The following is a 13,972-nucleotide window of genomic DNA, read 5'->3' as shown; positions in this document are numbered from 1 at the left end:
AGGGCGAGACCGAGATGACGGACCAGGTCTTGCGAGCGCCCTGTCCGCCGCGCGTGGGGCTGAGCAATTGCCGGCGAGAACCGCTCCGCGAAGATCCGTGTCCGGCACAAAAGCGACCGGCACCGAAAGCGCCGAGCAGATAGAACAAGCCTGACTTGCCGCCCATGTGCAGCCAGATCCGCAAGACGGCGCTGGTAGTGGCTATGGATGCGCCGAGAAATCTCGCCGCATCCTGGACAGGCGGCTCCGCCGACCGGACGCGCATGGATCAGCACCCTGTCATCAACCGGCTCCATCCGTTCCGCCGTCAACCCTCCGGGCAGGAACGCCCGTCGATCCATGTCAGAAGCAATAGGCAACCTCCTAAGACGATTGCCAAAATGTAGCGCGGCGAGGCTTCATCTGCACCAAATATGCGTCAGATCACCAATTGGATGCCGGTTGACAGCACGCCGCAATGCCGGGAGAAGAAGTCATCCACACTATCAGTGGCAGAGGTGGCTCGCCCCCGACGCCAGCACCGGGGTGCAAGGTCTTTCCTTTTCATTTAAGGGGTCTTGGAAGTGACGCGGCCCGATTAGGTCTGGCCATGGACATCACCTGCGTCCCCATGGCGCGGGGCGTTCGGCATCGGCGTCAAACCGATGGTGAGCAGTGCCTCGCTCTACCTTGTCGCGGCCATCGACTGGTCCCGCCGCAAAGTTCGACATGTCAGATGGCGATCACGCTGTCGGCCGACGTCTGTATTGAGGCCCTGAAGGTGGCCTGCGACCGCGATGGCAAACCGAACAGCTTCGACATCTATCAGGGGGTTAAATTCAACGGCATTGACTTCATTCAAGTGTTTCAGCAGCAGAGATCGCCATCGGCATGGACGGCAAAAGCGCCTGACGCGCCGAGGCCCTCATAGGGCGGCTCTGACGGACCGTGAAATACGCGGAAGTCTAAAGCGGTTTGCCTTTGATCTGAATCGTGGAGGATTCCCTGGAGCTTGTTTGTCTGATTCACTCCCTCGAGGAGGTGGAGAATGGGCAAACTCTACTCGATGGATCTACGCGAACGGGTTTTGAAATATATCGCGGCGGGTAATTCCTGCCGGCCAGCGGCGCAGGTGTTCCGGGTTAGCGCCAGCACGGTGGTCCGGCTGGCGGCCGATCACCGTGACAGCGGCGTGATCATGCCGAAGCGGCTAGGCCGCGCACCGGGTACCGCGGGCAAGCTCACGCCGCACACGGTGTTCCTGGCCGAGATCGTGCGCGCGGAGCCGGACATCACGCTCAAGGAACTGGCGTCGCCCATCGGGCTTGGATCGATGGCACCGCGAAAAGCGACCGCTGGAGGAGGTGCATGGCGTGTCGGCCAAACTCTCCTCGATCCATCGGGCGCTAATCCGCGCCGAGTTCTCATATAAAAAAGGTCTGATCGCACAGGAGCGTATGAGAGCCGGTATCAGGCTCGTCCGGTGTGACTGGACCGTGCGCCGACAGCCCTTCATGCGCGGAAGGGCGCACCGGCTCGTTTTCATCGACGAGACTGCGGTCAAAGCCAACATGACCCGCCTGCGAGGTCGAAGCGCCGTAGGAGAACGCCTGCTCGGCACGGCCTCATTCGGCCGCTGGCAGGCTCAGACCTTCATCGCCGGGCTCACCTGCGATGCGCTGATGGCGTCTTGGGTGATCGACGGCGCGATGGATCGAACCGCTTTCGACATCTACGTCGAGACCCAGCTCGCACTGGCCCTGTCGCCCGGCACCGTGTTCGTCGGGAATTTGATCCACTGGATTAAACTCTTTTCCTCCTCACTCCTCGACAACCTCTCGACCCACAAAGCCCCAAGGCGGTCAAGATCCTGAACGCCCATGGCTGCTGGATGCGTTCTCGGTAAAAGCCGTCCACTGGACGCCTTTCCGATCCCTCGAACCTGCCGGCTTACTCGCCAGACCTTAACCCGATCGAAATGGCCTTCTCAAAGCTGAAAGTTCATTTGCGCCGCATCGGCGCGCGGACCTACGACACCCTGATCCACGCACTCGGCGACATCTGCAGCTTCTTCGAACCCGAAGAATGCTGGAACTTCTTTGAAACTGCAGGATATGCGCCAGATTAGAAGTAAACCAATTTAAGGCCGAGCCCATGTCGGCGTCTCAACGTTCCGGACCACCATTCGACGCGGCCTCGACGTCCAAACGATACGCGGCCCCTTTCGTCACCCGGCGGGCGGGCGCCTGATTGGGTCTGTCTCAACCGACGACCAACAATCCTGGCGGGGGTTCAACCAAGACGAAGATCGGCTTACCGGCCTACCGGAAATCATTTATGCCGGCCAACCTTCCTCTAGCTTTCCGAAAGGCCATTTGCCGCAGCGGCAAGCCAAACCGAGGCTTTATCGTCGGGCCTGCGTAAATCGCCACGTCGCGTAGGTGGGCTGCGCACTGCGCTTGCCCGACGACCCGCATCCCACGGCGTTAGAGGGTCGAACACAACTGTCAGTGAGCTGCGCTCCCGAGGCGACGCGTCGCATGATAACAAGTCGAAAGTTTGGTAGCGCGTGGATGCGGGGCCTCAACACATCGCTTAGCCATTTAATTGGACCCACGATATAAGTCCCGTATTGGCGCCGTGCGACAACGCTTCTCAGCTTCGATCGCACGTGACGACCATGCACTCAAGCTATGCCGAGATCGAGTTCCATCTGGCGGGTGTCGAAGAATGCCGACAGGAGGCCGGGTCGGCCGTAGTGGAAGCCCTGGAACATGTCGCAACCGAAATGGCGCAGCATTTCGGCTTCCCCCTCCCGCTCTATCCCCTCGGCGACGACCTGCATATCGAGCGAGTTGGCCAGCGTTATCATCGACCTGACCATCTTTATCGTTCGGTTGCTTGCAACTTTGCCCGATACGAAGGACCGGTCGATCTTCAGAGTATCGAACGGCATGCTCGCCAAGTATCCCACCGATGAGAAGCCGGTCCCGAAATCATCGAGCGCGATCGAGATACCGCGCGAGCGAAGTTCGTGGAGTGTCGCGGCCACGGACTTGTTGTCGGAGATCGCCACTGTCTCCGTAATCTCGATCTCGATGCGGCGGGGATCGAGATCGGACGATATGATCTTGGCGACGAACTCTTCCGCGAACCGCGGAGACATCAGCTGAACGGCAGAAACGTTGATGCTGACGCGCGGCGCCGGATGAGCCCTGAGGTCCTTGCAGGCAATATCGAGGAGCAGCTTTCCGAGCGGTAGGATCAGACCGGTCATCTCCGCAACCCGTATGAAATCGTCGGGGGTCACGCGGCCCAGTTCGGGACTGTCCCAGCGTGCCAGGGCTTCGAATTTCGCGATCCCATTCGGGAATCGTGCATTCACGATCGGCTGGTACTCGAGGTAGAACTCCGAGCCGGTCAGCAGGGCAGAGCGCAATGCCCGCTCGATGGAATTATCGAGTGCGACGCTTGCTTCCATGCTGGCGTCGTACTGTACGACCTCCTGACGTCGGCGCTGCTTGGCCATGTACATGGCTCGGTCGGCGTTGCGCAGCACTTCCTCGATCTCGAGCTGGCATCCCGTCGAGAATGCCAATCCCTTCGCCGCGTAGACGTCGAATGCATAGCCCCCGACCATGACCTTGTCGCGATGCAGCCGTTCGACGAGCTGACAGGTATCGGCAACCTTTGCACTGAGATCGCTGCCGTCGTCATCGATGACGACGATGAACTCGTCACCTCCCAGCCGCGCAACGAACGTTCCGCCCGCGGTCAGCGCGGCGAGGCGCTCGGAGAAGACCTTCAGGTAGGTGTCGCCTGCCGCGTGTCCGACGAGGTCGTTGACTCGCTTGAAGCCATCGATATCGAGGCTGATCACCGCGAAGTCCGTCGGATCGTCCTTCCGGAGTGCTTCGAGATACTCGTTTAACGCCAGACGGTTCGGCAGGCCCGTCAGCGGGTCCGTGCGCGCACGAGCCGCAGTTTCGGCTTCCTTCGCGATCAGTTCCTTTGCCTTGCCGCGAAGCAATCGGGCCGCCACACCAGCGAGCAGGATGAAGGTGATCGTGACCGCCGCCATGACCGGCCGAACGCGTCGGAAAAGTTCGGTCCCCGGAGTCGGTGGTAACCACGAGAGGTAGACAGCCGGGCTGCCTGAAGGCTCGTCGAGGCGCAACGAGACCGGTCCCGTCTCGACCGGGGTTGCCTGCAACTGAAGCTCCGCAAGGTCGAGATCGGTCTCGATATTTTCAATTTGTGTGCGGGAGAGGGCCTTGCCGATGACGGCGATCGCAAGGTTGCCGCCATTGATCTCCGGCATCACAAAGATGTCCTCGGGAAGCAACCACGATGCGCTGAACATGACGAGATCGCCGTCGCGGTATTCAAGGAAGTCGAACGTCTCTCGTTCGTTGAAATCGAGTTCGGGAACCTCCCTTTCCAGAACCGCAAGCGTTTCCGCAGAGAGAATGCCGTCCCGGGGTTCACGTGCCGATCCCACCTGCCAAGAGGCAGGGGCATCGAACGGCCCGTCGAACATCTCGGCGTACTGGAAGACGTCGCCACGAACGGCCGTGATCCCGTAATTTGAGTATAGCTCATCGAAATCCTGGTCGACGGCCGCTTGATATACGTCGGTCCAGTTATGGTAGTCGCTCGCGATCAGCGATACCTGCTCCTGGTATGCCGCGATGCGCCCACGTACCAGTTCGATGGAAGCCTCGGCCGCCTGCCGGTTCATTGCCGAGCGGATCGAAAGGAGCGATGCCCAGATCGTGACGATAAAGGCCACGATCAGGACCAGGGCGATGACGACGATCTGCCGTGAGAGCGATGTCTGGTTCACGGCGGTGGAATTTCCAATACGCGCTCGCCGGGCGGCCGGTAATTGGCGACATGCACCTTCCGATAGTCGCAGGTCAGTTCCTCTCCTACGGCAATGTCGCGGGCCGCGATCATGACGTCGCCCAGATCGATGAGGTTCGGTGTCTCGCTATGGTTCATGAAGATATCCGCGTCATTTCCGAGCCGATAGATACGTCGGTCGGAGAAGTACTCCGCGCAATCGAGGACGAGATGGCGCAGGGTGTCGTCGAATTCATCGAGGATCGTTTCCGGTATTTCAACGTCGTACTCCGGCTCAAACCGCCAAATCGGGCAGTCCTTGATTACGGCCTCTCCGATGAACAATCCTAAGTTGTGTATCGAGCTTGTCGACACAAAATGCTTCACCAGCAGCATTCTCGACCTCACGCGTTGTCCTGATGGCACCGCTCCGGCGGGACACGGACAAGAGAGCGAAAGTCTGAAAACGATTTCGAAAGGGGGCGTACGTATCACGGGGCGCGATCGAGGCGGCTTCCAGACGACATCGCAACGGGACTTGATTGTCACGTTTCCTGATCGCGCCGGCCGAACACGACTGCGACGCGGCTGTACCTTCAATATCGGACTCGGCGCATTTCGCTCGGCGTTCGCGTTAGTGATGGCTAGCTTGGCCGTGTGAACCAGTGCCGGAACCGGCGCCGACGACCATCGGGCCGCAGCCGTCAACGTGCTTCCGTCGAGCTGTGTGTTCCCTTGCCGCGTCACCGAATCCAGCAGTCGCAATCCTGCCGCGCGCGCGATGATTGTGACCCCGAAATTCCGATCTCGTTTCGCGGCATTGCGCCAGAACACCTCCGGCAAGTCTCTTCGCGTCCGTTCGCTATCGGACACTTCCCGGCCTTGTGGGAACGTTCACTAAAGCGGGAGATATCAAGGTGCCGTTCGAGGCTACGGCGCCGGGAGGACGGCTGACCGCGCTGCGGGCGGGACTGGCGCCGATGGGCAGTTTCTCGCTTGGGTGGAGCAGTGGAAATATTTGGCAGGGAAAGACCCCGGCGTCGCGCCTAGAAATTCCAGCTCCGACGTCTGGGTACGCGCATTGCGATCATCGGCATGAGCCAACCCTTCGCAAAGCGGTCGAGGTCGATCGTCTCGTGAACGCCTGTGACCTCCTGGCCCTTGATCTGAGTACGCACGACCGAGCGGCAGTAGAAGGGTGCGTCGAGCATGCCCTTGACCTGACGCGGGAGGTAGCCCTGATCGGCGCGGGTCTCGCGGGCGACGCCCCAGAGTGAGCGGCGGAGCCGGGCGCGGGGCGGGCGTTCGATCTCCGACACCGCACCGTCCTTCGCGAAGTCGAGGCCGATGGAGAGCGGCGCACCGTGGCGCGGGACCGCCTCGTAGAAGCAGGTGGCGCCGTCCTGGGTCGGAAAACGTCCCCAGCTCCATGCGCTGAAATCGCGTTCGAGTGGTCCGGTACCGAAATTCGCGTCGAAATAGCCGTGCCCTGACCAGCGCCCGCGTCGACCAAGGTCGACTTCGATCCGGGCGGCGGGGGCGAAGGGTCGCCAGATATGCTCGCCTTCGGGATCGAGCGCGACCTCGGCGGCGGTAAGCGCGATGGGGCGGACCGTGATCCTGCCTTTCATGCGGGATACGAGCGGCGGGGAGGAGACCTCGTCGATCTCGATCTGCAGCTCCTCGCCGTTCCAGTACATCGAGGACGGGCCGATCGTCAGGAAGTCTCGTCCCCGCCGAAGGGCGTCCGACCCGCGGTCGGTCATCGCGAAGCGCCCGCCGCGTCCGTAGGTCGCCACGTTCATGCAGCAATTGTTCGCGGGGTTCCCGCGGCCCGACCAGCGGTACCAGGGCGAGAAGACGGAGCCTATGAATCCGATGACGTTGACGGCATCGCGACCGTCGTCGCTGACCCCGTCGATGTACCACCAGGCGTAGCCCTGCGGCGGAACATCGACGTCGAAGACCGGGCGGTCGCGATCGCCGCGGCCGCGTGCTTCCCGGAGAGGCCCGCCATCGGCACCCCCGGGCCCGGATGCGTCCCACCCCCCGCGAGGTAGAGCCCCTTGATCCTCGTCGTCGCGCGGGGCCGCGCGAAGGCCGCCATCAGCCCCGTCGGTGCGCGACCGTAAAGAGCCCCCATGCTCCCCGGGAAGAGGCATCCGAATCCCTGCGGATCCGTCAGCGCTCCGTCGCTGCGCGATGGCTCGGGCGAGAACGTCAGTCCGCGGCGGGCCAGGGTCCCGAAGGTCCTTCGACGGCATGTCTCGTACTCCTGTTCGGCCAGTCCGGGTGGCGCATTGACGATCGTCTCGAATCGCTCGATCCGGGGCGGCTTCAGATTGGTACCGCGATCCTGCGCGCAGACATAGACCGTCGGGTCGTCGGGCGGACGACCGTGGCGGATTGGGTCGAACTCCGTCTTCGGATCGGCGCCGAAGAAGACGTTGTGATGGGCGAGGGGCGGCCCGTCGGGCTTGGCTGCGAAGGCCCAGACCTCCGCGGAGAGGCTGCGCGGGTCGGTTCCTCGGCTGGATACAGCCTTCCTCGCGGCGACACCGAGATGGCCGGCGCCGAGTGCCCGGGGATCGCCGGCATGAAGGACAATTTCCCCCGCGTGGAGGCGATCGTTTCCCGTTACCACCCCGCGTACGGCGCCGTCGGTGATCCGAATCTCCTTGACCGACGTATCGAGATAGAGTGTCGCGCCTCGCTCGACGGCGAGGTCGGCCACGGCACGGGCGAGGGCGGAGAGGCCGCCCGTGACACGCCAGATACCGGCCGCTTCCGCCTGCCAGACAAGGGAGAGGAGCGCGGGCGTCGTATCGGGCGTGCCGCCCACATAGGTCGCGTAGCGCCCAAAGAGCTGTCGAAGTCGTGGATCGTCGAAGTTGCGTGCGAGGAGGCCCGAAAGCGAGCGATGCGGCGCTATCGCGGGGAGAAGGCCGGGCTCCGCCATGACCCGTCGCGCAAGGGTCAGGGGGTTCGGGCGGCCAGCCTGCATCATGGGGGCGTCGAAGGCCGCGAAGAGCTTCGCCGCGCGACCGGCGAAGGCATGGAACTGCGACTCCGCCCGCGGACCGGCGAAGGTGCGGATCGCCGCAGCACTTTCCTCGTGGTCGGAAAAGAGATCGAGCTGCGTGCCGTCGGGCCAGAAATGCCGTGCGAGAAGCGGCTCGGGAACGATCGACACCCTGTCTTCGAGACGCGCGTTGCAGTCCGCGAAGAGATCGTCGAAGACGGCGCGAAGCGTGAGGACGGTCGGCCCCGCTTCCGCCAGCCCCGCGGCCGTCGGCAGGCTCCGCATCTTGCCGCCAGGCGACGCGCCCGCTTCGAAGATCTCGACCCGATGGCCGGAATGGGCCAGACGCGCGGCGGCCGCGAGGCCGCCGATCCCTGCGCCGATGATGAGAATGCGGGGAAGATGCGCGCGCGGAGCCATGCGAGATAGTTGACTCGCGAGGGCGGACTGTCCAGACTGATTTACACTCAACTGTCTTATTAGACTGACAGATCGGATCGCCATGACCCTCGCTCCCCGCATCGATGCCGCCCTGACAACTGCGATCCGCCGTGGTCAAGGCGCCGGCGCTCCACCCCGTCTTGCCCAGGCACTCCAGCATGCAACGATGCCCGGCGGCGCGCGGATCCGCCCCACGATCCTCACCAGCGTCGCGCTCGCCTGTGGAGACGACAGGCCCGGCCTTACCGATGCGGCTGCGGCCGCGCTCGAGCTCATTCATTGCGCAAGCCTTGTTCACGACGACCTGCCGTGCTTCGACGATGCGGGAGAGCGGCGCGGCAAGCCTTCCGTCCATCGTGCCTTTTCGGAGCCTCTGGCGGTTCTCACGGGCGATAGCTTGATCGTCGCGGCGTTCGAGACGCTGGCGCGGGCGGCGGTGGCCGATCCCGCACGCGGAGTGGAGCTCGTGGGGATCCTCGCGCAGCGGACCGGGATGCCGGGGGGTATCTGCGCGGGGCAGGGCTGGGAGAGCGAGGCGCGGGTCGACCTTGCCGCCTATCACCGTGCGAAGACCGGCGCTCTTTTCGTTGCGGCGACGCAGATGGGCGCGGTCGCGGCGGGGCAGGAGGCGGAGCCCTGGGAAGAGCTTGGGGCGCGTATCGGCGAGGCGTTCCAAGTCGCCGACGACCTGCGCGATGCGCTCGGCACCCCCGACCATCTGGGCAAGCCCGCGGGACAGGATGACCGCCACGGGCGTCCGAACGCGGTCTCCGCGCTCGGCATCGACGGCGCGATGGGGCGGCTGCGCGACATTCTCGGAGGCGCGATTGCCTCCATTCCGTCCTGTCCCGGCGAAGCGATGCTCGCCCAGCTCGTCACCCGCTACGCGCAGAAGCTCGTCCCGGTTTCGATCCTGCATCCCGGGGAATGAGCCGCGTCGCACGTGGCTGATCGGGACGCGGGTCTCAAGGGGCGGCTGAACCGGCTGGCCGGTCGGCCCGGCTTTCAGCGGCTGGCCGCACGGCTACCATTCGTCCGCGGCCATGTCCGTCGCGAGGGAGAGGCGATCTTCGACCTCGTCGCGGGCTTCGTGCAGAGCCAAGCGCTCGCCGCGTTGGTCGAATTGCGCGTCCTTCACCTGCTACGCGATGGCGCGGAGACGGCGTCGGCGCTCGCCCCGCGCCTCGGAATGGAAGCAGGGCGCGCGGAGATCCTGCTGCGCGCGGGTGTGGCGATGGGGCTTCTCGACCTCCGTGGGGGCCGATACCGCACGAGCCTGAGGGGTGCGGCGCTGATCGGCGTTCCCGGCCTCGAGGCGATGATCTCGCATCACGAGGTACTCTACCGTGACCTCGCAGATCCGGTGGCCTTCTTCCGTGGCGAGACGAAGACGGAGCTCGCCGGTTTCTGGCCCTACGTCCTCGGCGGCGAGGGCGGCGCGACGGAGGCCGCGCGCTATTCCGCCCTGATGGCCGAAAGCCAGGCGATGGTCGCGGAGGAGACCCTCGATGCCGTTTCCCTCCGGGGCGTGGGCCGGCTCATGGATGTGGGTGGCGGAACGGGCGTCTTTCTCGAGCACGCGGCGCGACGGGCGCGGGGGATGACCCTCGCGCTCTTCGACCTGCCCGCCGTGGCGGAGGCAGCGCGGGTGCGGCTCGCCGCGGCGGGGCTCGGCGAGCGGGCAGCGATCCATCCGGGAAGTTTCCGCGACGATCCACTTCCCGCCGGGGCCGACGCGATCTCTCTCGTCCGGGTTCTCTACGACCACGACGATGCGACGGTGGCAGCGCTCCTTGCCAAGGTGCGCGCGTTACTTCCACCGGGCGGACGGGTGATCGTTTCCGAGCCGATGACCGGGGGGCCGCGTCCGAACGTATCCGGCGACATCTATTTCGCGATCTATTGCCTTGCGATGCGGACAGGGCGCGCCCGGTCGGCGGGTGAAGTCGCGGCTTTCCTCGAACGGGCAGGGTTCGATCAAATCACGGCCCACAAGCCTCGCCGCGCCTTCGTCACCACGGTCGTCGAGGCACGCGTTCCGCAATGACTGTCTAATTTTATTGACAGATCGATGTGTAAGTTTAGTCTGACAGTAAGCCACGGTGGATTCTTGCCTCTCCCGTGACAGGAACCGCGAAAGGCCAATCGTGCCCGACACCACTGCCATCCTGCTCGACGCCCCCCGGAGCCTTTCGGCTGCCCAGATCGCGATCGACGCGCCGGGCGACGGTGATCTGGTGGTCGAGATCGCGGCCTCCGGGATCTCGACCGGAACGGAAAAGTTGTTCTGGGAAGGCCGGATGCCGCCCTTTCCGGGCATGGGCTACCCACTCGTGCCGGGCTACGAGAGCGTCGGTGAGGTCGTGGAGGCGCGCCCCGGCGCACGGATCGCCGTTGGGACGCGCGTTTTTGTGCCGGGGGCTAATTGCTACGGTCCGATTCGCGGCCTCTTCGGGGGTGCATCGAAGCGGATCGTGACCGACGCGGCCCGCGTGACGCCCATCGATGCGGGTCTCGGGGAGGACGGCGCGCTCCTGGCGCTCGCCGCGACGGCACTGCATGCGGTGGCCGGGCTCGACCGCGACTTGCCGGAGCTCATCGTGGGCCACGGCACGCTCGGCCGGCTTCTCGCGCGGATCACCCGCGCCGCGGGCGGTGCGCCCGTGGTCTGGGAGCGCGATCCGGCGCGGCGTGGCGGCGCCATGAATTACGAAGTGATCGATCCCGAGGCGGATCCGCGGCGCGACTACGCCACGATCTTCGATGCATCCGGATCCGCCGCGCTCCTGCCGGAACTGATCGGCCGGATCGCAAAGGGCGGCGAGATCGTGCTCGCGGGCTTCTACACCGACCCGATCTCCTTCGCTTTCCCGCCCGCCTTCATGAAGGAGGCGCGCATCCGCATCGCGGCGGAATGGACGCCCGACGACATGGTCGTGACCCGTCGCCTGGTCGAGTCGGGAACGCTCTCCCTCGCCGGGCTCGTCACCCACCGTATGGCTGCCGCGGATGCGGCCGCGGCCTACGAGCGCGCTTTTACCGATCCCGCCTGCCTCAAGATGATTCTCGACTGGAAGGACGTGGCATGAGCCTCGACGAAGTTCCGAATCTGCGCGATTACGATGCCAAGCTGAAGACCGAGGCGGCGGAGCCCTCGCTCGAGGTGCCGCAGGGCGCGCCGACCTCGAAGACGCAGATCATTGCGATCTACGGCAAGGGCGGCATCGGCAAGTCCTTCACGCTCGCCAATCTCAGCCACATGATGGCGGAGCAGGGCAAGCGCGTGCTCCTGATCGGATGCGACCCGAAATCCGACACCACCTCGCTTCTGTTCGGTGGCAAGGCGTGTCCGACGATAATCGAGACCTCGACGCAGAAGAAGCTCGCGGGCGAGGAGGTCGCGATCGGCGACGTCTGCTTCAAGCGCGGCGGCGTCTTCGCGATGGAGCTGGGCGGTCCCGAAGTCGGCCGCGGCTGCGGCGGGCGCGGGATCATCCACGGGTTTGAGCTGCTGGAGAAGCTCGGGTTCCACGACTGGGATTTCGACTACGTTCTACTGGATTTCCTGGGCGACGTGGTTTGCGGTGGCTTCGGCCTGCCGATCGCTCGCGACATGGCGCAGAAGGTGATCCTGGTCGCCTCCAACGATCTGCAATCGCTCTATGTCGCCAACAACGTCTGCTCGGCGGTCGAGTATTTCCGCAAGATGGGCGGGAATGTGGGCGTCGCGGGACTGGTCATCAACAAGGACGATCATTCCGGCGAGGCGCAGGCCTTCGCGAAGGCGGTGAACATCCCTGTTCTCGCCGCGATCCCGGCCGATGACGACCTCCGCAAGAAGTCGGCCAACTACCAGATCGTCGGTACCGAAACCTCCCGCTGGGGCGATCTTTTCTCCGGGCTCGCGGAGCAGGTCGGGTTGGCGCCGCCCTGCCAGCCGTCCCCGCTCGATCAGGACGGGCTGCTGGCCCTCTTCGACTCGAAGGATACGGGCGGCGACGTGGTGCTCGTGCCGGCGACCGATGCCGACATGCGCGGGAAGAAATCGGCGCCGAAACCATCGCTCGAGGTGGTCTACGACGATGTCTGATCGACAGGCATACGAGGTCGGCTACGACGCGGCCGGGCGCGTGGAGATCACGGACGTGTCCTCCTCCGACGGTGCGCCGGACCCGGCCCCGGGTCTTGCGGGGGGCGAGGCTGCGGGGATGTGCACCTCCAGCGCGACACTCGAGGCGTCGGCGCGCAAGGCGGGGGCAGGCGAGGTTCTCGACCGTTATGCCGCAGATTACCCGAAAGGGCCGCACGACAAGCCGCAGAGCATGTGCCCGGCTTTCGGAAGCCTGCGCGTGGGTCTTCGGATGCGGCGCGTGGCGACAGTATTGTCGGGCTCGGCCTGCTGCGTCTACGGGCTCACCTTCGTAAGCCATTTCTACGGCGCGCGGCGCAGCGTTGGCTATGTCCCCTTCAGCTCCGAGACGCTGGTCACCGGCAAGCTTTTCGAGGACAGCCGCGAGAGCGTGCATCAGATGGCCGATCCCGCGCGCTATGACGCGATCGTGGTCACCAACCTTTGCGTCCCGACGGCTTCGGGCGTGCCGCTGCGGCTGTTGCCCAAGGAAATCGACGGCGTCCGCATTATCGGCATCGACGTGCCGGGCTTCGGCATCCCCACCCATGCGGAGGCGAAGGACGTGCTTTCCGGCGCGATGCTTGCCTATGCACGGGGCGAAGCGGAGGCCGGCCCGGTCGCGCGGCCGACGCAGGGGCGCGACGACCGTCCATCCGTCGCGCTTCTGGGCGAGATGTTCCCAGCTGATCCGATGATGCTGGGCGCGATGCTGGCCCCGATGGGCCTCGCCGCGGGTCCGGTCGTGCCGGCGCGCGAGTGGCGCGAACTCTACGCCGCGCTCGATTGCGGAGCGGTGGCGGCGATCCATCCGTTCTACACCGCGTCGATGCGGGAATTCTCCGCGGCAGGCCGCCCGATCGTGGGCTCCGCGCCTGTCGGCCGCGACGGTACCGCCGCGTGGCTTTCGGCGATCGGCGCGGCGTTCGGGATCGCGGGTGACAAGATCGCGGCGGCGCAGAACGCGTTCCTGCCCGCGATCGAGGGTGCCCTGCAGGGCGCACGTGTCAATGGAACGATCACCGTCTCGGGCTACGAGGGCAGCGAGCTTCTCTTCGCGCGTCTTCTCGTCGAAAGCGGCGCGCGTGTGCCCTATGTCGGCACGGCCTGTCCGAAGACGCTGCAATCGGCGGCCGACCGTGAATGGCTCGAGGCGCATGGCGCGAAGGTCGTCTATCGTGCGAGCCTTGAGGACGACCTCGCTGCGATGGAAGGCGTCAAGCCCGACCTCGCCATCGGAACGACCCCCGTGGTGCAGCGCGCCAAGGAGCTCGGCATCCCGTCGCTCTATTTCACCAACCTCATCTCTGCGCGGCCGCTCATGGGCCCGGCGGGTGCCGGGTCCCTTGCCGAGGTCGTGAACGCCGCCATCGGCAATCGTGACCGGATGGCGCGGATGCGCAGCTTTTTCGAAGGCGTGGGCGGCGGCGAGACCTCCGGCGTCTGGCAGGGCGCTCCGAACCTGCGGCCGGATTTCCGTGCGCAGAACCTCAAGAAGCTCGAGCGGCAGCGGAAGGCCGCGAAGGCGCAGGAGATGATATGATGCGCGCCCTTCC

The 13,972-nt window shown here is 64.9% G+C and carries 11 protein-coding genes and 1 pseudogene; 7 read left to right on the top strand and 5 right to left on the bottom strand.

The features are described from left to right. A partial coding sequence (locus tag LX81_RS23405) for a transposase family protein (RefSeq protein WP_170134040.1) occupies positions 1-296 on the bottom strand: 296 nt, incomplete at its 3' end. 419 nt (positions 297-715) lie between these two features. Between LX81_RS23405 and LX81_RS19340 the strand changes: the two genes are divergently transcribed. Together LX81_RS19340 and LX81_RS23400 are read left to right on the top strand one after the other, a co-directional pair. Then, entirely contained in the window at positions 716-910 is a 195-nt protein-coding gene (locus tag LX81_RS19340) for a hypothetical protein (protein WP_111538934.1), read from the top strand. 117 nt (positions 911-1,027) lie between these two features. Continuing rightward, a pseudogene (locus LX81_RS23400) lies at positions 1,028-2,107 on the top strand (transposase). A 558-nt stretch (positions 2,108-2,665) separates the two neighbouring features. On the opposite strand, the gene LX81_RS19330 reads toward LX81_RS23400, so the two are convergent. The 4 genes from LX81_RS19330 to crtD form a co-directional block, all read right to left on the bottom strand. Continuing rightward, positions 2,666-4,825 (bottom strand): putative bifunctional diguanylate cyclase/phosphodiesterase, encoded by a 2,160-nt coding sequence (locus LX81_RS19330; protein WP_111538933.1) that lies wholly within the window; start codon positions 4,823-4,825, stop codon positions 2,666-2,668. Further along, the gene (locus tag LX81_RS19325) at positions 4,822-5,220 is read right to left on the bottom strand and encodes an SET domain-containing protein-lysine N-methyltransferase (RefSeq protein WP_111538932.1); all 399 of its coding nucleotides are present in this window, start codon (positions 5,218-5,220) and stop codon (positions 4,822-4,824) included. Before LX81_RS19325 ends, LX81_RS19330 begins: the two co-directional genes overlap by 4 nt. A 650-nt stretch (positions 5,221-5,870) precedes the next feature. Continuing rightward, positions 5,871-6,746, bottom strand: coding sequence for a carotenoid 1,2-hydratase (crtC, locus tag LX81_RS19320; protein WP_111538937.1), 876 nt, complete (start codon positions 6,744-6,746; stop codon positions 5,871-5,873). Then, positions 6,692-8,266, bottom strand: coding sequence for a 1-hydroxycarotenoid 3,4-desaturase CrtD (gene crtD, locus LX81_RS19315; protein WP_111538931.1), 1,575 nt, complete (start codon positions 8,264-8,266; stop codon positions 6,692-6,694). Before crtD ends, crtC begins: the two co-directional genes overlap by 55 nt. Before the next feature lie 82 nt (positions 8,267-8,348). Here crtD and LX81_RS19310 point away from each other — a divergent pair, with 82 nt between their 5' ends. The 5 genes from LX81_RS19310 (at position 8,349) to bchY (ending at position 13,959) form a co-directional block, all read left to right on the top strand. Further along, positions 8,349-9,218, top strand: coding sequence for a polyprenyl synthetase family protein (locus LX81_RS19310; RefSeq protein ID WP_111538930.1), 870 nt, complete (start codon positions 8,349-8,351; stop codon positions 9,216-9,218). Between the two features lie 12 nt (positions 9,219-9,230). Then, complete coding sequence (locus LX81_RS19305) at positions 9,231-10,334, top strand: methyltransferase (RefSeq protein WP_111538929.1); 1,104 nt, start codon at positions 9,231-9,233, stop codon at positions 10,332-10,334. A gap of 100 nt (positions 10,335-10,434) precedes the next feature. Further along, entirely contained in the window at positions 10,435-11,376 is a 942-nt protein-coding gene (bchC, locus tag LX81_RS19300; protein WP_111538928.1) for a chlorophyll synthesis pathway protein BchC, read from the top strand. Then, positions 11,373-12,377: a chlorophyllide a reductase iron protein subunit X gene (locus LX81_RS19295; protein WP_111538927.1), complete on the top strand. Its 1,005-nt coding sequence runs from the start codon at positions 11,373-11,375 to the stop codon at positions 12,375-12,377. Before bchC ends, LX81_RS19295 begins: the two co-directional genes overlap by 4 nt. Then, entirely contained in the window at positions 12,370-13,959 is a 1,590-nt protein-coding gene (bchY, locus tag LX81_RS19290) for a chlorophyllide a reductase subunit Y (protein ID WP_111538926.1), read from the top strand. The genes LX81_RS19295 and bchY overlap by 8 nt, the downstream gene beginning before the upstream one ends. The last annotated feature ends 13 nt before the right edge of the window (positions 13,960-13,972 follow it).

The organism is Palleronia aestuarii (genome assembly GCF_003253995.1).
Classification (GTDB): Bacteria; Pseudomonadota; Alphaproteobacteria; order Rhodobacterales; family Rhodobacteraceae; genus Palleronia; species Palleronia aestuarii.
Note: the sequence above shows the minus strand (reverse complement) of the source record. Positions and strands in the feature narration are given on the sequence as shown.